Origin of the sequence: Tenacibaculum pacificus, assembly GCF_027941775.1 — a bacterium.
GTDB classification, from domain to species: domain Bacteria; phylum Bacteroidota; class Bacteroidia; order Flavobacteriales; family Flavobacteriaceae; genus Polaribacter; species Polaribacter pacificus_A.
Map to the genome: position 1 here is coordinate 2,631,028 of NZ_CP115917.1, position 24,110 is coordinate 2,655,137.

Genomic DNA, 24,110 nt, shown 5'->3' on the forward strand with positions numbered 1-24,110 from the left:
TTTTCGAAAAAATAAAAAAAGCGAGTAATGAAAGCGCGACCTGCAAGGTAACGCCCAATAAATTATTCTTATTTTTTGTTTTTATTATAAATAGGTAAAAATAGAAAAGCTAATCCTCCAAAAATAATAATCATAGCTGTTTGAGCTGTCCACATAATCCAACCAAAAGCGGTTGCAGGTTCTTCGGATACGCCAAATAAAGCCAATGCTCCTGCTACAGCGATTGGATATAAACCGATACCTCCGTTGGTGGCTGCGATACTAAATCCGCCAGCAATAAAACCGATTAAAACACCTCCTAAAGGAACATTTAAACCACTAATTGCAGGAATTGTTGCCCAAAACATTAAAACATACATCAACCAAATAAATACTGTGTGGAATATAAATGCCCACTTATTTTTCATTTTGAAGATGCTTGTTACCCCTTCGACCAATCCTGAAATAAAGGTTTTAATTTTTAAACCAATTCCTGAACTTGCCTTTTTAACATAACGGGTAAGTAAATAAAATCCAAGAATTAATACGGATAAAATAATTCCGATTCTTATGGGATCGAAATTTTGAGTAAGCAAATTGTAAATAAAATCGAACTGAAGAAAAAGTGTAATAGTAATGATACTTAACATCATAATTACATCGGCAATTCTTTCGGCTACAATAGTTCCGAAGGCTTTTTCAAAAGGGATATTTTCGTAATTTGTCATAACCGCTGCACGAGAAACTTCTCCAGCTCTTGGTAATGCTAAATTAACTAAATAACCTACCAAAACGGCTAAAGTGCTATTTCCAAAATCAGGTTTATAGCCCATTGGTTCTAATAAAAACTTCCAACGATATGCTCTTGATAAATGACTTAGAATTCCAAAAAACAAACCTAAAACAATCCAACTATAATTTGCTTCTTTAAAATATTCTATTAAAATATCAATAGAAATTTTAGAGATTGAATACCAAACTAAAAAACCGCCCAAAATGAGCGGTAATATGATTTTTAAGATTTTTTTGAAATTCAAAATTATGTAAGGGTATTATCTGCTTCGTTAGGAAAAACTAAAGAAGGTTTAAATTTCTTAGCTTCTTCTAATTCCATAAACGCATACACGATTAGAATTAATACATCACCTTTTGCTACTTTTCTTGCCGCAGCTCCGTTTAATGTAATTTCGCCACTTCCTCTAGGTCCTGGAATAGCATAGGTTTCTAAACGTTCTCCATTATTGTTATTCACAATTTGAACACGTTCACCTTCTATAATTCCTGCTGCATCCATTAAGTCTTCGTCAATGGTAATGCTTCCTATATAATTTAAATCGGCACCGGTAGCTTTTACACGGTGTATTTTAGATTTTACTACTTGTACTAACATACTGCAAAAATAGTTTTTTAATGATTAATGATTTGTTTTTGACTGAATTTATTTTAAGCGAATATTATCTATCAATCTTATATCGCCTGCAAAAACCGCAATAAACGCACGGTATTTATGATTTGATTCTTTGTTTTTAACAGTTTTTAAAGTTTTTTCATCTGCAATAGTAAAGTATTCTAATACTAATAATGGATGATTTTTAAACTTTTTCTGTATCCACTTTGTAACTTCATCTGCACTTTTTGTGCCAAACTTCTTTTTTGCCTTCTTTAATATTTTATAGATAAATGGTGCAGATTTACGGTGTTCTTTTGTTAAACGAGTATTTCGAGAACTCATAGCCAAACCATCTTTTTCCCTGTAAATATCACATCCTTTAACCTTAACCGGGATGTCAGTGTTTTTGAACCATTTTTTTGATAATCTGAAACTGTTGAAAATCTTTTTTACCAAAATAAGCAGTATTCGGATTTACAATTTCAAATAATTTTTTGACAATAGTACCAACTCCATCAAAATGACCGTCTCTAAATTTCCCTTCCATTTGATGTTCTAATCCATCAAAATTGAAGTTTTTAGCATCCACAACCTCGCTATATATTTCTTCTACAGAAGGAAAAAATAAAACATCGCACTGAACACTTTCTAATAATTTAATATCTTCTTCAATAGTTTTAGGATATTTTATAAGATCTTCCTCATTATCAAACTGAGTAGGATTTACAAAAATACTGACAACCGTAATGTCATTTTTTTTCTTTGATTTTTTAATAAGCGATAAATGACCTTGATGTAAAGCTCCCATTGTAGGAACGAATCCTATTGATTTATTCTCTTTTTTTAAGGGAGATAAAAATGCTTTTAATTCTGATTTAGTTTTATAAACTTTCATTCTATTATAGTTGGAATACGTGCAAAATTAGCAATTTAACATCATTATAGCATAAATTTTCGTATTTTTGCGCATTCAATAAAATAGACCGATTTAATGAAGGATAAGAGAATATTATACGTTTCATCAGAGGTAATACCCTATTTACCGGAAACAGAATTATCGTCTACTGCATTTAATGTTGCTAAAAACGCACATTCTAAAGGAGTTCAAACCCGTATTTTTATGCCTCGTTTTGGGGTAATTAACGAACGAAGGCATCAATTACATGAGGTAATTCGTTTGTCTGGAATGAATTTAATAATTAATGACATGGATATGCCATTAATCATTAAAGTTGCTTCAATTCCTAAAGAAAGAATGCAGGTCTATTTCATTGACAATGAAGAATATTTTAAGCGTAAAGCGGTATATTCTGATGAAGATGACAAAATGTTTGATGATAATGACGAACGTATGATTTTCTTTGCAAAGGGAGTTGTAGAAACTGTTAAAAAATTAAACTGGGCACCTGATGTAATTCATATTCACGGATGGATGGCGTCTTTACTTCCATTATATTTAAGAGAATTTTATAAAGAAGAACCATTATTTACGGAAAGTAAAATTGTAACTTCGATTTATCAAAATAATTTTGAAGGTGAGTTAAATAGTGAATTAGCAAATAAAGTTCGTTTTGATAAAATTGACGAATCAAAAATTGCAACTATTGTAACACCGAATCAAATTAATATCTTAAAAAGTGCCATTGAAAACTCAGATGCTATTGTAAAAGGTAGTGAAGTTTTACCTGATGAAATTAATGATTTTATTGCCGAAAAAGCAACAAAAGTCTTAGAATTTCAATCAGAAGAAACTTTAACAGAGGCGTATTTAGATTTTTACAAAGAAAATGTTTTAGAAATAAGTGAATAAATAATACAAATGATTAGAAAAATTGGGGTTTTAGGTATTAGCTTGTTATGTTTAGCTACTATAATATCATGTGAAAAAGATTTTAACGATGTAGGTGGTCGTGTTATTGATAACACAAAATTTGAAACTGGCGAACTATTATTAGATGTCGCTATTGAAAAAATTGATATATCAGACTCAAATACTAACGATGCTTATAAAGCTGTTAGAGCAGATAATATAAGTACTACTGTAGGTGAGTATTGGCTAGGTGTATATAAAAATGGGGGTTATAAAGGTATTGAAGCGTCTATTATTAGCCAATTAAAACTATTAAATAATCCTAAAATAAAAGATACAAAACCTGCTACAAAAATTGGAGAAATAGACTCTATTTATGTACTTGACAAGGTTATTCTTAAAATACCATATACAGCAACCAATATAGGCAAAGAAACTGATGGAAAACCTAAATTCAGGTTAGATTCTATTTTAGGAGATATTAGTATTCCTATGCCTTTAAATATTTACAGAAACGGAACGTATTTAAGTGAACTAAATCCTAGTAATCCAGCTAACCAAAATAGTTTTCAATCTAATCATTCTTATATTAAATCTGAATTATTAAATGAAAATACTGGGTTTACATTTAAACCTAGTCCAAAAGATACAATGCTAATATTAACAAGAAATATTAGTAATGGTAACACTTATAAAGACACTATAAAATTAGCAAATAAAGCGCCATTTTTAACTATCCCTTTGGATAAAGAAAAAATGAAAACTATTTTTTGGGATAAATTCAAAGACACTGAGTTTTCTTCTTCTAGTACTTTCAACAACTATTTTAGAGGTTTAATTATTGAAACGGAAGGAAGTAATGGTACTATTTTCCCTCTTAGTTTACTAGGAACTAATGCTTCAGTTAGCGTTGATTTTCTTTATACAATTACTACTTTTCAGAAAAAAGAAGGAGAAGCTACTTTAGTATTAAAAGATACCTTACCAAACACTTATTCCTTCCCTTTATCAGGTATAAGAAACAGCAAATATGTGATGTCACCAGCAACTACAGCTGTACCTTCAAATAATTTTGTAATACAAGGTACTGCTGGAACTATGGCAAAAGTTACAATATTAAACGAAAGTAAGCTTCAAGAGTTAAGAGATGATAAGTTATTAATTAATGATGCTTCTTTAACTTTTTATGTCAATCAAAATATTAATACGAATAAAAATATAGTACCTCAAAAGTTATTTATTTATCAAAATATAGATAAAGGAACTAAAGGAATTGTTCCAACACAATTAACAGATGCTTATAAAGAAACAGCTACTTTTGGTGGTTATATTCAATTGTCAGAGGATGATAAACCTGAGAAATATTCTTTTAGTATAAAAGATTATATTTCTGACTTATTAGATGGTACAACAAGTGATATTGAACCTTTAATATTAAAAGTATATAATAACCCTACAGATAGTGCTATAAAAAATAATGCTATTGATGTAAATGTTAGAACATATAATTGGAATCCTAGAGGAGTTACATTGTTAAACGGAAGTGAAACTGCTAACGGAGTAAAAAGAGCTGTATTAAAAATATCATATTCAAAAGAAAAATAAAACATTGCTATGTGTGGAATAACAGGATATATAGGTCATAGAGAAGCATACCCAATAGTTATAAATGGGTTAAAACGCTTAGAATATAGAGGTTACGATAGTTCAGGAATTATGATGTATGATGGAGAATCAATACATTTATCTAAAACTAAAGGTAAAGTTTCTGATTTAGAATACATTACTAATAAAGACGAAAAAAGAAAGAAAGGAAATATAGGTATTGGTCACACACGTTGGGCTACTCATGGTGTACCTAACGATACTAATTCTCATCCTCATATTTCTGAATCTGGAAATTTAGTTATCGTTCATAATGGAATTATTGAAAATTATGATACTATAAAAAAAGAATTAATATCAAGAGGATATACTTTTAAAAGTGATACTGATACAGAAGTATTAGTAAACCTTATAGAAGAGGTTCAAAAAAATGAAAACTGTAAATTAGGTAAAGCTGTTCAATTAGCACTTACAAATGTTATTGGAGCATACGCTATTGCTGTTTTTGATAAAAATAAACCTAACGAACTAATTGTTGCTCGTTTAGGAAGCCCTATTGCAATAGGTGTTGGAAAAAATAATGAAGAATTTTTTGTTGCTTCTGATGCTTCTCCTTTTATTGAATATACTAAAAATGCTATCTATTTAGAAGATGGTGAATTAGCTATTATCAAAAAAAATAAAGGAATAAAAGTTCGTAAAATTGAAAATGACAAAGAAATTGATACTAATATTCAAGAACTTCAATTAAGTTTAGACCAAATTGAAAAAGGTGGATATGACCATTTTATGTTAAAAGAAATTTACGAACAACCAAAGGCTATTATAGATACTTACAGAGGAAGAATGTTACCAGACAAAGGTATTATTCGTATGGCTGGTATTGATGATAACATTTCTAAATTTAAAAATGCAAGTAGAATTATTATAGTTGCTTGTGGTACTTCTTGGCATGCTGGTTTAGTTGGTGAATATCTTTTTGAAGATATGGCTCGTATTCCTGTTGAAGTAGAATATGCTTCTGAATTCAGATACCGTAACCCTATTATTAATGAAGATGATGTAGTAATCGCTATTTCTCAATCAGGAGAAACTGCCGATACTTTAGCTGCTATTAAATTAGCAAAATCTAAAGGAGCATTTGTTTTTGGTATTTGTAATGTTGTAGGTTCTTCTATTGCAAGAGAAACTCACGCTGGTGCTTATACACATGCTGGTCCTGAGATTGGAGTTGCATCAACAAAGGCATTTACTACACAAATAACAGTACTTTCTTTAATTGCTTTAAAATTAGCTAAAGAGAAAGGAACATTGTCTAAATCTGCAGTAAATAATTATTTACAAACATTACAACAAATTCCTTCTCAAGTAGAAAAATTATTACAAACTAACGAGCAAATTAAGGAAATTGCAAAGGTTTATAAAAACGCTAAAAACTGCTTATATTTAGGTAGAGGATTTAACTTTCCTGTAGCTTTAGAAGGAGCTTTAAAACTTAAAGAGATTTCATACATTCATGCAGAAGGATATCCTGCTGCTGAAATGAAGCATGGTCCTATTGCTTTGATTGATGAAAATATGCCAATTTTTGTAATTGCAACTAATAAAGGGCATTACGAAAAAGTTGTTAGTAATATTCAAGAAATAAAATCTAGAAGTGGTAAAATTATCGCTATTGTAACAGAAGGCGATACTACAGTAAAAGAAATTGCAGATCATGTAATTGAAATTCCTGATACTGATGAAGCTTTTACTCCGTTGTTAACTACAATTCCTTTTCAATTATTATCGTATCATATTGCGGTATTCTTAGAAAAAAATGTAGATCAGCCAAGAAATTTAGCAAAATCTGTAACTGTTGAATAAACAGTTATAATCATAATAAAATAGAAAATCCTGAGATAGTATCTCAGGATTTTTTTATTTTTAAATATCATCTAAAATATATCAAAAAAAAAGCACGCTATAAATAGCGTGCTTATAATATATCAAAAAGGAATTATTATACAACTCCTTGATCTAACATTGCATCAGCAACTTTTACGAAACCAGCAACATTTGCTCCTTTTACGTAATCTACGTAACCATCAGCTTGCGTACCATACTCAACACAAGAAGCGTGAATATCATTCATAATAGCTTTTAATTTAGCGTCAACTTCTTCTCTTGTCCAGTTATAACGTAATGAATTTTGACTCATTTCTAAACCAGATGTTGCAACTCCACCAGCATTAGAAGCTTTTCCTGGAGCAAATAATATTTTTGCAGCAACAAATACTTCAACAGCTTCAGGTGTAGAAGGCATGTTTGCTCCTTCAGCAACACAAATACATCCGTTAGCAACTAATGTTTTAGCTTCTTCACCGTTTAACTCATTTTGAGTTGCACATGGTAAAGCTACATCACAAGCTACAGACCAAGGCTTTTCACCTGCAAAGAACTTAGCGTTAGGATATTTTGTTACATATTCGCTAATTCTAGCTCTACGAACATTTTTAATTTCCATAACGTGTGCTAATTTCTCAGCATCAATTCCGTCAGCATCATAAATATATCCTGAAGAATCAGATAAAGTAACTACTTTAGCTCCTAATTCGGTAGCTTTTTCAGTAGCATACTGTGCAACGTTTCCAGAACCAGAAACAACAACAGTTTTACCTTCAAAAGAATCTCCTTTAGTTTTTAACATGTTATCAGCAAAATAAACATCACCATAACCTGTTGCTTCTGGTCTAATTAAAGAACCACCCCAAGAAGCACCTTTTCCTGTTAAAACTCCAACAAATTCGTTACGTAACTTTTTATATTGACCGAACATAAATCCGATTTCTCTTCCTCCAACACCAATATCTCCAGCAGGAACATCAGTATTTGCACCAATATGACGGAATAATTCAGACATAAAAGATTGACAAAAAGCCATTACTTCTCTATCAGATTTTCCTTTTGGATTAAAGTCAGAACCTCCTTTTCCTCCACCCATTGGTAAAGTAGTTAAAGAGTTTTTGAACACTTGCTCGAATCCTAAGAATTTTAAGATTGATAAGTTTACAGATGGGTGAAAACGTAAACCACCTTTGTAAGGTCCGATAGCAGAGTTAAACTCAACTCTGTATCCTCTGTTTACTTGAGTTTCTCCTTTATCATCTACCCAAGCAACTCTAAACATTAAAGTTCTTTCTGGCTCAACCATTCTCTCTAACAATTTCTTCCCTTGGTACTTAGGATTGTTTTCAATAAATGGAATTACAGTTTCTGCTACTTCGTGTACAGCTTGTAAAAATTCTGGCTCATTAGAATTACGTTCTTTAACGTAATCCATAAATGCATTTATTTTAGATTCCATAATCTAGTTGTTATATTAGTGTATATGTTGTTGTATTAATCTTTTTAACAAATTTTGTTAGGCAAATATAATTAATTTACAATCTGTTAAATTTAAAAACATTTAAAAATTAACTAATTTTAATATTTATTTATCAATTATATAAAAGAAACAGGTATTCACTAAAAGAATTCCTATTTATATTTCATCAAATTTTAATAATTATAGATATTGTGTAAATTTGATATAAAAATATTAAATTTGCAGTCAAATTTTGGATAGATAAGATGTTAGACAAAGTAAAAGAATTGATTGGTGATGTAAAGGTTTTTCAAGCAAGTTCTAAAGAAGAAGTTGAAACTTTCAGAATAAAATACTTAGGAAGTAAAGGTTTATTAAAAGATTTGTTTGCTGAATTTAAAAATGTAGATCCAGCAATGCGTAAAGATTTTGGACAAGCATTAAACACTTTAAAGAAATCTGCTGAAGATAAAGTAACTGAACTAAATGATAATTTAGAAAGTACATTTGAACATAAAAGTTTTTATGGCGATTTAACGCGTCCATCAGAACCAATTAATTTAGGTTCTCGTCATCCAATATCTTTGGTTAAAAATCAAATTATTGAGGTTTTTAATAGAATTGGTTTTACAGTTTCTGAAGGTCCAGAAATTGAAGATGACTGGCATAACTTTACAGCATTAAACTTACCAGAATATCATCCAGCACGTGATATGCAGGATACTTTTTTTATCGATAAAAATCCTGATACCTTGTTAAGAACGCATACTTCATCGGTACAAGTTCGATATATGGAAAACAACACGCCACCTATTAGAACGATTTCTCCAGGACGTGTTTTTAGAAACGAAGATATTTCTGCCAGAGCACACTGTATTTTTCATCAAGTAGAAGGTTTATATATTGATACTGATGTGTCTTTTGCCGATTTAAAGCAAACCTTATTATATTTTACCAAAGAGATGTTTGGGAAGTCTAAAATCCGATTAAGACCTTCTTATTTCCCATTTACAGAGCCAAGTGCCGAAGTAGATATTTACTGGGGATTAGAAACTGAAACTGATTACAGAATTACAAAAGGAACAGGTTGGTTAGAAATTATGGGCTGCGGAATGGTAGATCCTAATGTATTAAAAAATGCAAATATCGATCCTACTAAATATTCTGGATACGCTTTCGGAATGGGAATTGAACGTATAGCAATGTTATTATATCAAATTCCTGATATTAGAATGTTTTACGAAAATGATAAACGTTTCTTAGAGCAATTTAAATCAGTTATATAAATAAAAATTACTATAAATATAAAAAGTTGAAAAGTTAAGAATCACTTCTACTTTTCAACTTTTTGCTTTTAACATAGATTAAATGAGAAAAGACATAAAAATACCAGGAGTTACTGATGTAGAAATTGCCATCACTTTAGAAAAAAATCCAAATGATAATTTGGATGAATGGAACGTTTATATTATCAATAAAAAAGAAGTAGATTTAGAAATGGTTGTTATCGTTTCTCAAGGATTTTCTGAAACTAAAAAAACTTCATTATTCCGAAGAAAAATTGACCTTTTAAAAGCTAAATCTTTTTCTAAATTTGAAATAATGCAACCTGAATTATTTGCTTTAGATAATCAATTTCAGGTTACTTTTTTTGAAAATAATATTTTACACGACAAAACGTTTATCTTTCAAGAAGGAACTATTCAAGAAGGATTTTTTAGAGATATTGATCTTTTAAATAAAAAAGGCGTTGTTTGTAAGTAATATTTTCACAAATAATTATTACCTTATTTCTTCTTAAAAATTGACACAATTAGCCCAAATAGGTTAATTATCTATTAAAATGAAACAAAATAAAATAAATGTTATTCTTACAGGTTGTACAGGAACACTAGGTTCACAGGTTTTTTATGAATTATTACAACAAGATAACATCAAACATATATATCTTCCTGTAAGAGAAAAAAACGGTAAATCAGCATTAGATAGAGTTCAAAAAATATTAAATAGTGATGCTTCTCCATCATTTATTACTGAAAATAAAAAGTTAATCGCTCAAAAAATTAGAGCTTTAGATATGGTTTCGTTTTTTAAACCTGAAACTTTTTTATCTAAAAATGAAACCAATTTTTTTATTCATTCAGCAGGAAGTGTAAATTTAACCACCGATAAATCGCAACGCGATGTTGTTTTTAATGGTGTTTATGAATTTACAAAAGAGGTATTTAATACATTTTCATCTTTCATTACAAAGTTCACTTATATAAGTACGGCGTTTAGTATCGGTAATATTGGCGGATTAATTGATAATGATTATCACGCTAAAAAAAAGCCTAAATACCGCAACTTTTACGAAGAAGCAAAGCACACAACCGAAAAATTTTTATTAAAAAAAGGACAAGAAAATAAGGTTTCCATACAAATATTAAGACCTAGTGTTTTAGGCGGAAATATTTTTAATAAATCGCCTTATTTTATTTCAAATTACATGGTTTATTATCTTTTAGGAAATTTTTTTTATAAAAATCCGCTTGCTAATAATCCTATTCGAATTACCACCAATTTTAAAACAGGTTTAAATATTATTCCTGTCGATTATGTCGCAAAAATAATAGCAACGGTATATCAACAAAAAATAGAACAACTTAATATTGTGCATTCTAAAAGCACAAATATTGTTACAGGAATGAAACGAATTTTAAAAACAGTAGATTTTAATAATTTTACTTTTTTAAATTCGTCAACAGGTGGTTCATTATTAAAAAGTAAAAACAGATTAGAAAACATTTATTACAAAACTATTGGATTGCATTTAAACCAATATTTAATTTCTGATCCTTACGAATATGATACTAATTTATTAGAATCAATTTTACCGATACCAAAATATAATACCGAAGATTATTTAGAAAATACCATTAGTTATGCGAAATCTAAAGATTTTAAAGGCGAAGATTGGTAAAATTTAATTTTTTATCAAAAAAAAGAAACACCTATTATAATTTATAAATTACGATAGGTGTTTTTTTTGAAGCAATTTCCTGCTTTCCGCACTCGCTTTTTTTTGAAGAAAAATCAAAAAAAGAGCTCAAACAAATGCTTCAATCAGGGCTAGTAATTTTTACTAATTTTGATAATTTATATTTAAAAATTATACTTTTTCGCTTAAAGTTTCATTTTCAAAAGAAAGTCCTTCGAAACCAGTATTCATAAAATTTCTAATATTCTGATGGTCGGTAGCTGTTGGATTTTCTAAAACATCAATAAAATAATATTGTGCAAAACAAGCCAATGCTTCTTCTTTGCTTAATTCTTGTTTTACAGCAAAAGAAAGCACTTTACACGAACCTAAATTTTGAGTACTCGCATTTTCTAAATCTCCATTTTTAAATGCTGATGGGGTAAAATTGTAGTTTTCTTCAATAACACTAATCGTATCTGAAAATTGAATATTTTTAGGTGTATTCTTTAAAGTATTTTTAAATTCTTGTAATGTCATAATTATATTTTTATTCTGATAAATAAATTGTTTACCTGTTTTATAAAATTCTTTTTTCCTGTAAAAAACATAGTTTGTCCTAAAATCAGATTAGTAAAAACCTTGTTAGCCCTTTATTTCATTAAGCATTTCAGTGTTATTGTTTTCATCATTTTAGGACAAAAAAATTATTTCATAAAACTGTCCTATAATAAAATCACCTATTCAGCTTATAATTAGCGTTTTACAGTTTTTCCTTTTTTAAAAAAACACAAACAAAAAACCTAATAAACTAACTAACTAACAGTGTTTTACACTTAAAAAACAACATTATTTAGTGTCCTATTTTAAACTGAGTCGGTACAATAATTTTACCCAAAGATAAACAAAGTCAGTTTACATAATAGAAAACTCCTTACATGGGTTCAATATTAAAGTAATACTCATTTTTAAAGAAAAATTATGTATTCATATTTAAAAGCAAGTACAATGTTAAATTTTCTAATCATATTAATATTTCCTAAATTATTGAAATTTTTAAATGCTTGGTTCTTAAAAAAATTATTTCCAGAAATGACAATTGACGATTTAATTAAATACGAAAAAGAGGCTAAACCAATGATATTTAAAAATAGGAAAAACATGGGTTTAAACTAAATAATAGTAATTTTTTACATACTAACAATTATCGTTAGATTTGCATATCTAAAATTCTAGAAATGTACAGAACGCATACTTGTGGCGAATTAACAGCCTCGCATATTAATACTGAAGTAACCCTTTCTGGTTGGGTACAAAAATCACGTGATAAAGGTTTTATGATTTGGGTCGATTTACGAGATCGTTACGGAATTACGCAATTGATTTTTGATGAAGAGCGTACTTCTAAAGATTTAATCGAACAAGCAAAAACCTTAGGACGTGAATTTGTAATTCAAGTTACAGGTACTGTTATTGAAAGAGAATCTAAAAATAAAAATATCGCTACTGGTGAAGTTGAAGTATTGGTTACTAAATTAGAAATTTTAAACCAAGCAAAAACGCCACCTTTTACTATTGAAGATAAAACAGATGGTGGTGAAGATATCAGAATGAAATATCGTTATTTAGATATTCGTCGTAATCCTGTAAAAGATAGTTTGATTTTCAGATCAAAAGTATCTATGGAAGTACGTAAATATTTATCTGACCAAGAATTTATAGAAGTTGAAACACCTTATTTAATCAAGTCAACTCCTGAAGGAGCGCGTGATTTCTTAGTGCCTTCAAGAATGAACGCAGGGCAATTTTATGCCTTACCACAATCGCCTCAAACCTTCAAACAACTATTAATGGTTGGTGGAATGGATAAATACTTTCAAATTGTAAAGTGTTTTAGAGATGAAGATTTACGTGCCGACCGTCAGCCAGAATTTACACAAATTGACTGTGAAATGGCTTTTGTTGAACAAGAAGATATTTTAAATATTTTTGAAGGATTAACTCGTCATTTATTAAAGGAAATCAACAATGTTTCTGTGGATAAATTCCCAAGAATGTTGTACGATGACGCAATGCGTTTATACGGAAATGATAAACCTGATATCCGTTTTGGAATGGAATTTGGCGAATTAAACGCAGTAACACAACATAAAGATTTTGGCGTTTTTAATAGTGCTGAATTAGTGGTTGGTTTCGCTGTTCCTGGAGGAAATAAATTCACAAGAAAAGAAATAGACAATATTATTAAATGGGTAAAACGTCCTCAAGTTGGCGCTTTAGGAATGATTTATTCTCGTATAAACGAAGATGGAACATTCAAATCTTCTGTAGATAAATTTTACGATCAAGAAGACTTAGCGAAATGGGCAGAGATTACAGGTGCAAAAGCTGGTGATTTAGTGTGTGTTTTATCTGGAGATACAAATAAAGTAAGAGCTCAATTATCGGCTTTAAGAATGGAATTAGCAGAACGCTTAGGTTTAAGAGATCCTAAAGTATTTGCTCCGTTATGGGTTATTGATTTCCCATTATTAGAATTAGACGAAGAAACTGGGCATTATCATGCAATGCACCACCCGTTTACATCGCCAAAACCAGGACAATTAGAGTTATTAGATACAGACCCTGGAGCAGTTAAAGCAAATGCTTATGATTTAGTATTAAACGGAAATGAAATCGGTGGAGGTTCTATCAGAATTCACTGACAAAGAAACACAAGCTATCATGTTTAAACATTTAGGATTTACCGAAGAAGAAGCAAAAGAGCAGTTCGGTTTCTTAATGGATGCTTTTGAATATGGCGCACCACCACACGGAGGTTTAGCTTTCGGGTTAGATAGATTGGTTGCTATTTTAGGCGGACAAGAAACAATTCGTGATTTTATCGCTTTCCCTAAAAACAATTCAGGACGTGATGTAATGATTGATGCTCCTGCTGCTTTAAATGATGCACAATTATCAGAATTAAGTATTAAATTAGATTTGAAAGAGTAATCTTTTTTAAAATATATTATAAAATCCCGTGCTTTTTAAGTGCGGGATTTTTTGTTTGATTTAAGCTTATAACTTAATCGAAATTAACATTTTAAAATCAATGAAATTTATTTAGATTAATTATATTCGTATTCAAAATTAAATAAAAAAATATGGAAAAAATTGAAAATGTATTAGAGAAACAAAACAAATTCTGGGTATTTATTATTGGTATCGTTTTAATTATTGGAGGAATATATTTCTTTTTTGATATGAAAACAACAGAAGAAGCTGGGTTACCCGTAAGAATGAAAAAAATATTTCAAATAGTCTATGATTTTGGCGGAAAATATGCAATTCTTGCAATTTTTGAGGGCTTAGGGCTTTTTGCATTAATTTCAGGAATACAACAATTAAGAAATAAACTATAATAATATGAATCAAAATACATACTACATAATAGGCGCAATTGCAGTAGTTTTTACAATATATATAATTTTTGTAATCACTTATGCGAGTAAAAGAAAGAAAAAACAATTAGAAAAATTTAATAATCTTAAACCTTTAAACAAAAGCGAAAAAAATGCATTAGTCTTTGGAGCAATACTTTCTTACCACAGAGGTGAAGATATATTAGAAATTAAACCTAAAGATTCAATTGACACCTATAAAAATGGATTAAGAGATTCTTGGGAAATATCAAATAAAGAAGAAGCTATTGAAACAATTAGTGCTTTAATTTCACTTGAAAGAAGTCAAGAATTTGATAAGTATTTATTAAATCCTTCGGATGATTTAACCAAAATAGAAAAGAAAATAGCAAAAGGCTTAAAGCTAGAACTAGAAGAAATACAGCAAGTAAAATCAACTTTTGCTTGGGATACTTGTAGAGCAATATCATTAACAAAATGGTGTTTTTGGTGTGATTATTTAACAGAAAAAGAATGTTGGAACTTTATTAATCAAGTGGTTAATACAGCACAAAACCTAGGCTCAAATTGGAAAGATTATACCATTTCATTTTTATTAGGAAGAACTATGCAAGGTTTTGATTTAGAAGATGTAATTATAGAATCTGAACAACTTTTAAGTGGTAAAAATTTACTTGGAGAAAAAGAGTTTTTAAGTGTTTACTCAAAATTTTTATACAAGTAATAACACTTTACAATACATCAGAAGCAAACATTAAAAATCTCGTGCTAATTTTAGCACGAGATTTTTTGTTACTTTTATCTTATAAAAAAACCTACAAAATAAATGAACGACAAACTACATAATCAAATTATAGATAATTACGATACGTTAAAATATGCCTTATTAAAAGCACAAACTTTTGATGAATCTCATTTTGGTTTTCCTGAAATTTATTATAAAATAATGGAAACCGATGCGCAAAGAGTCAACGCATTTAAAAAAGCTTTTGAGCTAAATAATAACTTTAAAGATGCCGTAGTTTGTGAAATTGGCGTTGGTACTTTACCGCTAACAAAATTATATATGCCACACGTTAAAAAGGCGTATTTAATTGAAAACAATCCTGATTTAATTCCTTTTATCAACAAAGAAATTGAAAAATATGATTGGAAAGACAAAGTAGAAGTTATTTATGCCAATGCACTTACCGTCAATTTACCCGAAAAAGTTGACCATGTTATTGGTGAATTAATGAGTATTTATTGTGCTAATGAATTTCAGGTGCAAATTTTTCAACATATGCGTCAGTTTTTAAAACCTGATGGTAAATTATTCCCAAATAGAATTGTGAATTTTGCAAGATTATGCGAGGCTGAAATAGATGAAAATGTACAACATTATCCTGTAATGTTTACAAGACATCAGCCGATGTTTTTATCACAACAATTTTTAGCAAATGAAATTGAATTATTAAAAGAAAAAAAAGAAGGTGTAAATTTAAGTTTTTCAGTTCCTGCTTTATTTTCAGGTACAATTAATGCCTTATATTTAGAATCGTATGTAGAAGTTACACCTGGTGCTAATTTTACAGGAACAGATAGTTTAATGCCTCCTACCGTTTTAAAAACCACCAATACTTTAGCCGTTAAAGCAGGTGATTTAATACACATCGATTTTAGTTTTAAATACGGTGATTCTCTTGATAAAATTAGCTGTATGCTTTCTTAATTTTTTAGTAAATATTATTTATTAAGATACTATTTCAATATCAAAACCAATAATATCTCTAACGCCTTTTTCAGCTAAATTTATCGGCTGAATAGGCGTTACATAATGCCATAAATCAGTTCCGAATTCTTTTTCTTCGCCAGTATCTGCTTGAAAAGCAAATTCTCCAGCTTCTAAAATCGTATTAAAAACAAGTTCTTTTTTTTCTGAAATAGCTTCAAAAATTTGAGTTTCTCCACCTAAAATATTCGTTCTATTGATAACCAAAGCAGAAAGAATATATTTTGCACCATCTTCATGAACACCTTCTGGAGAGTTTTCTCCTTTTATCTGAACATCAGAAATTGTGCGCATAAAATGACTCGTAACTTTTATCTTTTGAGTAGTTGGATGAATTTCACTTATCAAAAGAAATACTTGTTTTAAAAGGCTTTTAAATAATTCATTTTCTACGGATGCTTTTGATGCTTGTTTAAAAACACGTTTCCAAACTCTAAAATCGGATACATCTTGTTTAAATGATTTTGCTTCAATACGTTTTACACCTAAATTATCTCTTTGTTTTTCTGATGATTTCTCAACTGTAAAAGAAGAAATATTTCGTTGTCTTGTAATTTTAGAAAGGATTAAAAATTCTTTCTTTTGATTTTCTGATAATTTATCAATCCAAGGATTTAAAACATTTTTTGATAAATTTCCTTCAAAATAATCTTGATGTATTTTTTCTAAAGAAACTATATCCTCTATAAAAACCGACTTTAAAAATGCAATTTGATTATTTTTAACCAAATACACATCATCCATTAAATCAGTATCAAAAAAAAGTTTAAAAGATGCTATAAAATCGGCTTTATTAATGGCTAAATCAGTTAACGAACCAATACGAATTGGCGCTTTTATAGTACGTTTTAATTGTTCGGATATCTCTTTTTCAGTAATCATTTTTATAATACTTCTTCGGCTTCTTGAAACATCAAATATTTTTCCACTGTTTTATTTACTGGCGGTATATCTTGTTCAACAATGGTGATTAATAATTCTTTTGTTATGGGAGCAATTGCAATAATTCTGTTTGCTTGATATTCAATTATTTTTTCAAAAAGATTTCTTGCTACACGAGCATTTCCAAAATTTTTATCCTTTTTTTCGTAGAGTTTTTCAAAGATAAATAAGAGTTTTTCTTTAGCATCAGTAGCTAAAACAAAATCGTTCTTTTTACAAAAAAGTTCAAAAATAGCGACCAATTCTGTCGGTTTATAATGATCAAAAGTAAAATACCTATTAAAACGAGATTGTAACCCTGGGTTTGAATTGATAAAACTTTTCATTTCATCTGGATATCCAGCTACAATAACCACCAATTCTTTTCTGTGGTCTTCCATTTTTTTCAGTAATACTTCAATAGCTTCATTTCCAAAATCTTTTTTAGCATCTTTTGCCAAGGCATATGCTTCATCAATAAATAAAACACCATTTAACGAAGCGGTTACAATTTCTTCAACTTTTAAAGCCGTTTGTCCAACATAACCCGCAACCATTCCACTTCTGTCAGTTTCTATTAAATGTCCTTTTTCTAAGTATCCTAAATGTTTGTATATTTTAGAAATTAAACGTGCTACCGTAGTTTTCCCTGTACCTGGAGGTCCCATAAAAACAGAATGCAACGAATTATTTACACTTTTTAATCCTTCGGATTCTCGTAATTTTTGAACCTTTAAAAAATTCGATAATTCAGAGATTGCACCTTTAATATTGTCCAATCCTACCAATTGATTCAATTCCTCTAAAACTTCTTCTAAAGTTTCATTTTCATCAATTTCAACCTCTTTTACACCTTGTAATTTTTCCTTCGGATGCTGTAACTTATCGTTTATATTTTTGAGTATTTCTTGTTCTTTTTCAGATACTGTTCCATCTGCTTTTACGATTAAAGAAGCAATTCGATATAAAAAAGCAGCTGAATTTGAAAAATGTGGATTCTTTAATCGCTTTAAAATTAGTGGTAATAAAAACTCATTTTTATAGGTATCTCCTAAATCAAAAAGAGTGGCTTTTTTTATAATTTCAATATTTTTATCAAAACTATCCGAAGCAACAAATTCATTTATTCGGGCGATACTCAAACTACTGATAATATCCTTTCCTTGTAATTTTTCAAACAAAAAAGCGAGTAAAAACTTAATTCTTAGCGTTGCTACTTTATTTTCTTCACTTGTTAAATTACAAACTTTATTAAATACTTTAATAATATCTTGTAAAATAATGTGTTCGGCGGTAAATTTTACAGCATCATCGGTTTTAGTTACAATATCATTAATTACTGTTGAAAACCGTTTATTATTATTTAAATCGTCTGCTAAATTTTGAATTTTATCACCTTCATTTTTTAAAATTTCTAAAAAAGAAGCATCAATATCAAAATTAGTAGCACTACTTTCTTTTTGATTTACAAAGCGTTTAAATTTATCAGTAAAAGAAGCCAAATTTTTCTTTTCTTCATTTACTGATAAACCTAAATCACTCACCAAATTTCTTATTAATGATAAATGTTCTTTATCAAAAGAAAGGAATTCCTCATTTTTTAAAGCCGTAATTTCTAATAAATACGTATTGCTTTTTGTGTGAATATGTTTTGAGGTAATTACAAAATCGAAATTATTGCTATCTTTCTTTGACGAATAAAGCAATAATAAATCTTCATCTTTAATTTTCAGTTTTGAAAAATCCGCAGAAATAGCTATTATTTTTAAAGGATTTACCAATTTCCCTTTAAAAAAATAAGGCGTATCTTTTGAAGATAACTTCTTAAAAAACAGGTCGATTATTTTATACGATTTTGTACTATTCATAGACTATTGATTATTAATTTTCTGAATCTATTGCCATCATTGCATCTTCTACTTGATGTACTAATTCATCAAAATGAGGCAATCTTTTAGTTTCTCTATTTCGTTGAAAAGGCAAATCGACATTAATATGTTTTACAAAATTTGATGGTGCGTGTTTCATGATATAAATATCATCGGCTAAATACACCGCTTCCTGAATGTCATGTGTTACAAACAAAATAGTTGGGCTAAATTTCTCCCAAATATTGATTAATAAATCTTGCATTTGCAACCTTGTTTTAACATCTAAAGCTCCAAAAGGCTCATCCATCAATAAAATTTCTGGATTCGACATTAAACTTCTCGCAATCGCAATTCTTTGTAACTGTCCTCCTGATAAATTAGGATATTGTGCATACTTTTTTTGATGTCCATCTAAACCTACTAATTGAATCATTTCCATAGCACGTTCATCACGTTCTTTTTTAGAAATCCCTTCAAATTTCAATGCCAAACCAACATTATCTAAAACGGTCATCCAAGGTAAAGAAGAGTATTGCTGAAAAACCATACTCACCCTATTTTCTTTGCTAACAGGTTGCCCTTTTACCAAAACACTTCCTGATGTTGGTTGTTGTAAACCTGCAATATATCTTAATAAAGTAGATTTTCCACAGCCCGACATTCCTAAAATAACGGCAAATTGCCCTTGCATTGGTTTATCTTCAATTAGTAAATCTAAATTTTGAATAATTTTAGTTTGTCCGTTATTATACGACTGCTCAATATTGCGCAATTCGATAAGATTAGACGCCTGTGGGTTATCTGTAAATAGTAAGCTCATGGTTAACGTTTGTTTGTATTAATGTGTTTGTAAGGAAACAATAGTTTATCTATAATTACAAATAATCGATCTTGTACCACGCCAATAATAACAATGATTATTAATATTGCAAACGCCTTATCTATTCTACTTTGTCTTTTTGCTGTCCAAATTAATTCACCAATTCCACCGCCTTTATTTAGCATTTCTACGATGGTAATATACGTCCAAGAAATTGCGGTTAAAACTCGAATATCATCAATTAATTTTGAAAACACATACGGCATATATACCGATTTTATGGTTTGCCATGGTGTTGCTCCTAAAGTAAAAACAGTGTTTAAATATACTTTTCGAACTTCATCAATACGTTGAACCACCACAGGAATTAAATAAACGATAATACCAAAAGCTAAAAAACTAACTTTCATTTGACTTCCTAAACCGAGCCACATAATAAAAATTCCTGTTACAGCTGTTAGCGGAATAAAACGATATGAATCAATTATTTTGCTAAACAAACCTCTAAAAAGTGGAATTAATCCTAAAAGAAAACCAACAGGAATTGCAATAATAATGGCTAATAAATATCCTAAAAGATTTAATTTAATTGATAAAAAAGTATTTCCAATAACATCATCATCTTTATTTAATTCAGGAAAAGCTTTGATTACTTTTATTGGCGAAGGTAAAATAGGATATACTTTATTTTTAACTAAACCGAATCCTTTTAAATCATCAATACTTTTTGTTTCTAAAAGTGTGTAATTAGCAACTAAAAGTGAATCGCTTTCATAGTATTTTCTATTTTCTTTGGATAAAGAAGTAGGTGAGATCGTGTCGTTTTGGGTGATGATAGTTTTAGATAAAACTTCAGCTAATAAAAACCAAAACAAAATAAGAATTACGCTTCCCAAAATGGTTAGCGTAATTCTTTCTTTTGATGCGAGTTCTCCTCGTAACTCAAATAATTTTTTATAGTTCATTAGTCTACAACTAATTCAAAATCGGTTCTTCTATTTTTTGCTTGACAATCTTTATTCTGATTTCTCTCACAACCAGCAATTGGTTTATCAGGACCATTTCCTAAAATGATAAACCTATTTTTAGGCATATTATGTTGATCGATTAAATAATTAGCAACCGACTGAGCTCTTCGTCTAGAAAGTAAAACATTAGAACTTCTTTTTCCAACATTATCAGTATTTCCTTCAATACGGATGCGTGTATTTGCAAAAGCTTTTGCTATTGGCGTAAATTGCACGTCTATTAATTGCTTTGCATTATCGCTTAAAATAAACTGACCAGTTCTAAAACTGATACTTACTTTTTTTGATGATAAAGATGCTTTTTTAGCTAATTTATCATTGGCTTTAGAAAATTGTTTTTCTTTTTCTGAAACATGATTTGCTCCTGTTAAAGAGTTGGTTTTTGTTACTAAATCTTTTGTTGAAAGTAATCTCCAACTTTTTGCACCTGAAGTATTGTATCCTAAATTTTGATACTTTACTTTCATTTTATTGTACAAGTTTTCACCAGTTACACCGTTGTAATTATTATTTAATCCGAAGAAATTTTGATTATCTCCATGTGTAGCTAAACGTACATTATTAATCGCATCATAACAAAAACCTTCTGGTTGCGATAAACCTTCAGCTAAAATTTTAGCGGCTTTCTTTTTGTTAGCATCCGAATTATTAAGTTCAGAAGCTCCAATCATCCAACCTTCGTATAATTCTCTTAATTGCTCTTTATTATTTTCGATAAAATCTTTTTTAGCGACAAAAACATCAGCAATAATATGTGTTGCATTTTTAGTACTTTCTAAAACCCTAGCTCCTGCTACTTTTTGAACACAATCAGCATCATCTGGACTCCAAACAACGGCAGCATCAACAGTTCCACTTTTAAAAGCATCGGCAGCATCAATAGCACTTGGCACTTCAATTATTTTAACATCTTTTACACTGATATCTCCTGCTTCTAATAACCAAATTAAAAACGAGTGCGATGGTGTCATTGGTGCAACGGCAATTTTCTTACCTCTTAAATCGCTTACTTTATTAATTCCTCTACGTGCAACAATTGCATCTCCTCCACGACTCCAATCTGCCTGAAAAACAACTTGCGGTTGATATTGCGATAATCCTGCAACTTCGGTAGGAAAAGCATCAATAGTTGCCCACATTAAATCGATATCGCCATTTTTAAACGCATCACGAGAAGCATCAAAATCATCAATTACTTTAAAATTTACTTTAAATCCGTAATCTTTATAAAATCGAGAATTTGTATTTGCTCTAAAACCTTCATTAAAATATTGTCCACCAGCATAACCTCCCCAAGTAACAACTCCGATATTTAACACATCTTGATACCCTTCTTTGGTTTCTGAGCTCGCAGTTACTTCATTTATTTTGTCTTTAACCTTCGGATCTCTTAGTTTATTTAATAAGAAATAAACACCTCCAATGATTACTGCAACAATTAATATTTTGGATAATGGAGTTAATTTTTTTCCTGCCATAATTTATTTTTTTATTGGTTGATTTGTTATTTAAAAGTTGAATAAATCAGTATACTGATTATTATGCTTTTTGTTTTTCTTTAATGTTGGTGCATCTAAATCTACACTATGACTGTCGTTTACTAATAAATCTTTTTGATTTCCAAGGATTAAAGAAACTCCTTCTTTTTCCCACTTATCTAATAATTCTAAACCTTCTTCTTCAAAAATTCCATTTTGTAAATCGATAGAATCCATAAAACCGTTTGACATTTCCATAAAACGCTCCATTTCACCAATTTTCATACTAACATCATCAGCAATTGCCTCTAAAGCTCTATCAAACATTTCTTTTTTATCGTTGTTTCCTGTGATGATATTCATTGCCGATTTCATAGCAGAATGACTCGCACGTATTGCCTTACGTTCTTGTTCTTTTACCATTACTTGGTCTTCAATATCTTCGACTAAAATTTCAGAATTTTCATACATTTTTGTTAATACTCTGTATAAAATTTCCATTTTTCTGTACAACTCATCTAGCTTTAAATTAGATTCTCTTAATCTTCCTGCTTTTCGAGATTTCAGAATCATAATTCCTTTTTTATCTTTCTCTTTGGCAGCACTTGCAAGCTTTAAGTTATTATTGATATTCTTTTTATTTTCATTCATTATTTGCTGTAGCCTTCTCATTTGACCTTTTAAAACAGCAATTTGTTTGTTCATTTTCTTTAAGTTATCTTTTAAATCATCAATATAACTTTTTAAAATTCCTATCGGATCAATTAAAATAAACAAACCTGTAATCCATCGCATAAACGATTTATACATGTAAAAAATCAAGTTACGCATTTTAGGATCTAAAATCATATAAATTAAAGCTCCTAAACCTGCTAAAAGTAATCCTAAATGTAAGGTGTTTTCTACAATATTAATAAGATAAGGCAATGCTTTGTATAAAAAATACATACTCCCTCCTGCTAATAAAGCTGTAAAAAACATTCCTGTTTTTCCTTCTGGTTTTTCCCAAAAAGATTTGGGTGTAAAGTTTTCCATTATTTTATATATTGTTTTATTTTTTGTGCATCTTGTTCTAATTGAGTTCTTAAATGTAAGTACGACATTTTAAAATCATTTTGAGTTTTAGTAATTTTATGGCTACTATCAGCTATCAATTTTTTTAACTCTTCAATTTGATTTTGATGCTTTGTAATTTCGTTTGTAAGTTGTTTTATTTTTTCTGATTTTTCATTAACAACCGCTTCAAACTGTGTAATTTCTTTTTCTTTATTCCCTATTTTAGCTACTAATTGCCCTTCAAAAGCTTTTGTAAAAGTGCTATTTTCAGTATCTAATACCCCAATATAATGGTTTATAGTTTCTAACAAGCTATCTAAAGTTGCTCCCATTGTAGAAGCTGCTGCATAAGTTGAACGATATTTTGTAGCCTCATCCATCGGAATTTTTTCTAAAGCTTTTAAGGCTTTTTTAAATTCTAGATAATCAAATCCTTCTAAGTTATTGTTTTCAATTGCTATTAATAATTTTTCTACAATAGCATTATCAACACTACCAGTAGCATTGAAATTTATAGGAGCTGATTTATTTATAGTACTTACTTTTTCCGCTGATTTTTTTGGTGTTTCTTTTGAAACTACCTCCTTTTTCTTCTCTTCTTTACTTTCATCTTCAGTAAAAAATAACGATTTTAAATTTTTTAACATAGTTACTCTAGTTTTAACAAATTTA

Annotated in this window: 21 protein-coding genes and 2 pseudogenes; 11 read left to right on the top strand and 12 right to left on the bottom strand. The window is 29.4% G+C overall.

The genetic code is table 11. From position 1 onward, the window contains the following. Positions 1–68 precede the first annotated feature (68 nt). From PG913_RS12065 to panC, 3 genes and pseudogenes are all read right to left on the bottom strand, one after another. Positions 69–974, bottom strand: a complete 906-nt coding sequence (locus PG913_RS12065) for a lysylphosphatidylglycerol synthase transmembrane domain-containing protein (protein WP_408648492.1) — start codon at positions 972–974, stop codon at positions 69–71. 44 nt (positions 975–1,018) lie between these two features. Continuing rightward, on the bottom strand, positions 1,019–1,369 hold the full coding sequence (panD, locus tag PG913_RS12070; RefSeq protein WP_271230927.1) for an aspartate 1-decarboxylase: 351 nt from the start codon (positions 1,367–1,369) through the stop codon (positions 1,019–1,021). A 48-nt stretch (positions 1,370–1,417) separates the two neighbouring features. Further along, a pseudogene (gene panC, locus PG913_RS12075) lies at positions 1,418–2,264 on the bottom strand (pantoate--beta-alanine ligase). A 96-nt stretch (positions 2,265–2,360) separates the two neighbouring features. Between panC and PG913_RS12080 the strand changes: the two are divergent. Genes PG913_RS12080 through glmS form a run of 3 tightly spaced genes read left to right on the top strand, consistent with a single transcriptional unit; the run spans position 2,361 to position 6,650 of the window. Beyond that, complete coding sequence (locus tag PG913_RS12080; RefSeq protein WP_271230928.1) at positions 2,361–3,179, top strand: glycogen/starch synthase; 819 nt, start codon at positions 2,361–2,363, stop codon at positions 3,177–3,179. A gap of 9 nt (positions 3,180–3,188) precedes the next feature. Further along, positions 3,189–4,784: a DUF4270 family protein gene (locus PG913_RS12085; protein WP_271230929.1), complete on the top strand. Its 1,596-nt coding sequence runs from the start codon at positions 3,189–3,191 to the stop codon at positions 4,782–4,784. 9 nt (positions 4,785–4,793) lie between these two features. After that, the gene (gene glmS, locus PG913_RS12090; RefSeq protein ID WP_271230930.1) at positions 4,794–6,650 is read left to right on the top strand and encodes a glutamine--fructose-6-phosphate transaminase (isomerizing); all 1,857 of its coding nucleotides are present in this window, start codon (positions 4,794–4,796) and stop codon (positions 6,648–6,650) included. 136 nt (positions 6,651–6,786) lie between these two features. Here the strand turns inward: glmS and gdhA are convergent, their stop codons facing one another. Continuing rightward, positions 6,787–8,130: an NADP-specific glutamate dehydrogenase gene (gene gdhA, locus PG913_RS12095; RefSeq protein ID WP_271230931.1), complete on the bottom strand. Its 1,344-nt coding sequence runs from the start codon at positions 8,128–8,130 to the stop codon at positions 6,787–6,789. A 266-nt stretch (positions 8,131–8,396) separates the two neighbouring features. Here gdhA and pheS point away from each other — a divergent pair, with 266 nt between their 5' ends. The 3 genes from pheS (at position 8,397) to PG913_RS12110 (ending at position 11,092) form a co-directional block, all read left to right on the top strand. Next, positions 8,397–9,416, top strand: a complete 1,020-nt coding sequence (gene pheS, locus PG913_RS12100) for a phenylalanine--tRNA ligase subunit alpha (protein ID WP_271230932.1) — start codon at positions 8,397–8,399, stop codon at positions 9,414–9,416. Positions 9,417–9,498: 82 nt separating this feature from the next. Continuing rightward, complete coding sequence (locus PG913_RS12105) at positions 9,499–9,894, top strand: hypothetical protein (protein WP_271230933.1); 396 nt, start codon at positions 9,499–9,501, stop codon at positions 9,892–9,894. A 79-nt stretch (positions 9,895–9,973) separates the two neighbouring features. Next, positions 9,974–11,092, top strand: coding sequence for an SDR family oxidoreductase (locus tag PG913_RS12110; RefSeq protein ID WP_271230934.1), 1,119 nt, complete (start codon positions 9,974–9,976; stop codon positions 11,090–11,092). Between the two features lie 189 nt (positions 11,093–11,281). Here PG913_RS12110 and PG913_RS12115 read toward each other — a convergent pair whose 3' ends face one another. Further along, positions 11,282–11,629: a HopJ type III effector protein gene (locus tag PG913_RS12115; protein ID WP_271230935.1), complete on the bottom strand. Its 348-nt coding sequence runs from the start codon at positions 11,627–11,629 to the stop codon at positions 11,282–11,284. A 441-nt stretch (positions 11,630–12,070) separates the two neighbouring features. Between PG913_RS12115 and PG913_RS12120 the strand changes: the two genes are divergently transcribed. The 5 genes and pseudogenes from PG913_RS12120 to PG913_RS12140 all read left to right on the top strand — a co-directional run bounded on the left by PG913_RS12120 (position 12,071) and on the right by PG913_RS12140 (position 16,204). Then, a complete protein-coding gene (locus PG913_RS12120; RefSeq protein WP_271230936.1) occupies positions 12,071–12,265 on the top strand; it encodes a hypothetical protein in 195 nt (64 codons plus the stop codon). A 62-nt stretch (positions 12,266–12,327) separates the two neighbouring features. Beyond that, positions 12,328–14,083, top strand: a pseudogene (gene aspS, locus PG913_RS12125) (aspartate--tRNA ligase). A 152-nt stretch (positions 14,084–14,235) separates the two neighbouring features. After that, positions 14,236–14,493: a hypothetical protein gene (locus PG913_RS12130; protein ID WP_232124000.1), complete on the top strand. Its 258-nt coding sequence runs from the start codon at positions 14,236–14,238 to the stop codon at positions 14,491–14,493. A 4-nt stretch (positions 14,494–14,497) separates the two neighbouring features. Continuing rightward, the gene (locus PG913_RS12135) at positions 14,498–15,217 is read left to right on the top strand and encodes a DUF1266 domain-containing protein (RefSeq protein ID WP_271230937.1); all 720 of its coding nucleotides are present in this window, start codon (positions 14,498–14,500) and stop codon (positions 15,215–15,217) included. Between the two features lie 102 nt (positions 15,218–15,319). After that, positions 15,320–16,204 carry an SAM-dependent methyltransferase gene (locus PG913_RS12140; RefSeq protein ID WP_271230938.1) on the top strand — a complete coding sequence of 295 codons (885 nt, stop codon included), beginning with the start codon at positions 15,320–15,322 and terminating at the stop codon, positions 16,202–16,204. Positions 16,205–16,225: 21 nt separating this feature from the next. Here the strand turns inward: PG913_RS12140 and PG913_RS12145 are convergent, their stop codons facing one another. The 7 genes from PG913_RS12145 to PG913_RS12175 are packed head-to-tail and all read right to left on the bottom strand — an operon-like array spanning position 16,226 to position 24,085. Further along, positions 16,226–17,146 (bottom strand): 2OG-Fe dioxygenase family protein, encoded by a 921-nt coding sequence (locus PG913_RS12145; RefSeq protein ID WP_271230939.1) that lies wholly within the window; start codon positions 17,144–17,146, stop codon positions 16,226–16,228. Between the two features lie 2 nt (positions 17,147–17,148). After that, a complete protein-coding gene (locus tag PG913_RS12150) occupies positions 17,149–19,053 on the bottom strand; it encodes an AAA family ATPase (protein WP_271230940.1) in 1,905 nt (634 codons plus the stop codon). A gap of 13 nt (positions 19,054–19,066) precedes the next feature. Then, positions 19,067–19,876 carry an ABC transporter ATP-binding protein gene (locus PG913_RS12155; protein WP_271230941.1) on the bottom strand — a complete coding sequence of 270 codons (810 nt, stop codon included), beginning with the start codon at positions 19,874–19,876 and terminating at the stop codon, positions 19,067–19,069. Between the two features lie 2 nt (positions 19,877–19,878). Beyond that, entirely contained in the window at positions 19,879–20,841 is a 963-nt protein-coding gene (locus PG913_RS12160) for an ABC transporter permease (protein WP_271230942.1), read from the bottom strand. After that, a complete protein-coding gene (locus PG913_RS12165; protein ID WP_271230943.1) occupies positions 20,841–22,382 on the bottom strand; it encodes a phosphate ABC transporter substrate-binding/OmpA family protein in 1,542 nt (513 codons plus the stop codon). The genes PG913_RS12160 and PG913_RS12165 overlap by 1 nt, the downstream gene beginning before the upstream one ends. Before the next feature lie 30 nt (positions 22,383–22,412). Next, positions 22,413–23,417: a PspA/IM30 family protein gene (locus PG913_RS12170; protein ID WP_271230944.1), complete on the bottom strand. Its 1,005-nt coding sequence runs from the start codon at positions 23,415–23,417 to the stop codon at positions 22,413–22,415. Continuing rightward, positions 23,417–24,085, bottom strand: coding sequence for a hypothetical protein (locus tag PG913_RS12175; protein ID WP_271230945.1), 669 nt, complete (start codon positions 24,083–24,085; stop codon positions 23,417–23,419). Before PG913_RS12175 ends, PG913_RS12170 begins: the two co-directional genes overlap by 1 nt. Positions 24,086–24,110: the final 25 nt, after the last annotated feature.

Bases quoted from the DNA above. Each gene is read 5' to 3' on its own strand.
- panD (WP_271230927.1), bottom strand. From the start codon at position 1,369: ATGTTAGTACAAGTAGTAAAATCTAAAATACACCGTGTAAAAGCTACC.
- PG913_RS12080 (WP_271230928.1), top strand. From the start codon at position 2,361: ATGAAGGATAAGAGAATATTATACGTTTCATCAGAGGTAATACCCTAT.
- PG913_RS12085 (WP_271230929.1), top strand. From the start codon at position 3,189: ATGATTAGAAAAATTGGGGTTTTAGGTATTAGCTTGTTATGTTTAGCT.
- glmS (WP_271230930.1), top strand. From the start codon at position 4,794: ATGTGTGGAATAACAGGATATATAGGTCATAGAGAAGCATACCCAATA.
- gdhA (WP_271230931.1), bottom strand. From the start codon at position 8,130: ATGGAATCTAAAATAAATGCATTTATGGATTACGTTAAAGAACGTAAT.
- pheS (WP_271230932.1), top strand. From the start codon at position 8,397: ATGTTAGACAAAGTAAAAGAATTGATTGGTGATGTAAAGGTTTTTCAA.
- PG913_RS12105 (WP_271230933.1), top strand. From the start codon at position 9,499: ATGAGAAAAGACATAAAAATACCAGGAGTTACTGATGTAGAAATTGCC.
- PG913_RS12110 (WP_271230934.1), top strand. From the start codon at position 9,974: ATGAAACAAAATAAAATAAATGTTATTCTTACAGGTTGTACAGGAACA.
- PG913_RS12115 (WP_271230935.1), bottom strand. From the start codon at position 11,629: ATGACATTACAAGAATTTAAAAATACTTTAAAGAATACACCTAAAAAT.
- PG913_RS12120 (WP_271230936.1), top strand. From the start codon at position 12,071: ATGTATTCATATTTAAAAGCAAGTACAATGTTAAATTTTCTAATCATA.
- PG913_RS12130 (WP_232124000.1), top strand. From the start codon at position 14,236: ATGGAAAAAATTGAAAATGTATTAGAGAAACAAAACAAATTCTGGGTA.
- PG913_RS12135 (WP_271230937.1), top strand. From the start codon at position 14,498: ATGAATCAAAATACATACTACATAATAGGCGCAATTGCAGTAGTTTTT.
- PG913_RS12140 (WP_271230938.1), top strand. From the start codon at position 15,320: ATGAACGACAAACTACATAATCAAATTATAGATAATTACGATACGTTA.
- PG913_RS12145 (WP_271230939.1), bottom strand. From the start codon at position 17,146: ATGATTACTGAAAAAGAGATATCCGAACAATTAAAACGTACTATAAAA.
- PG913_RS12150 (WP_271230940.1), bottom strand. From the start codon at position 19,053: ATGAATAGTACAAAATCGTATAAAATAATCGACCTGTTTTTTAAGAAG.
- PG913_RS12155 (WP_271230941.1), bottom strand. From the start codon at position 19,876: ATGAGCTTACTATTTACAGATAACCCACAGGCGTCTAATCTTATCGAA.
- PG913_RS12160 (WP_271230942.1), bottom strand. From the start codon at position 20,841: ATGAACTATAAAAAATTATTTGAGTTACGAGGAGAACTCGCATCAAAA.
- PG913_RS12165 (WP_271230943.1), bottom strand. From the start codon at position 22,382: ATGGCAGGAAAAAAATTAACTCCATTATCCAAAATATTAATTGTTGCA.
- PG913_RS12170 (WP_271230944.1), bottom strand. From the start codon at position 23,417: ATGGAAAACTTTACACCCAAATCTTTTTGGGAAAAACCAGAAGGAAAA.
- PG913_RS12175 (WP_271230945.1), bottom strand. From the start codon at position 24,085: ATGTTAAAAAATTTAAAATCGTTATTTTTTACTGAAGATGAAAGTAAA.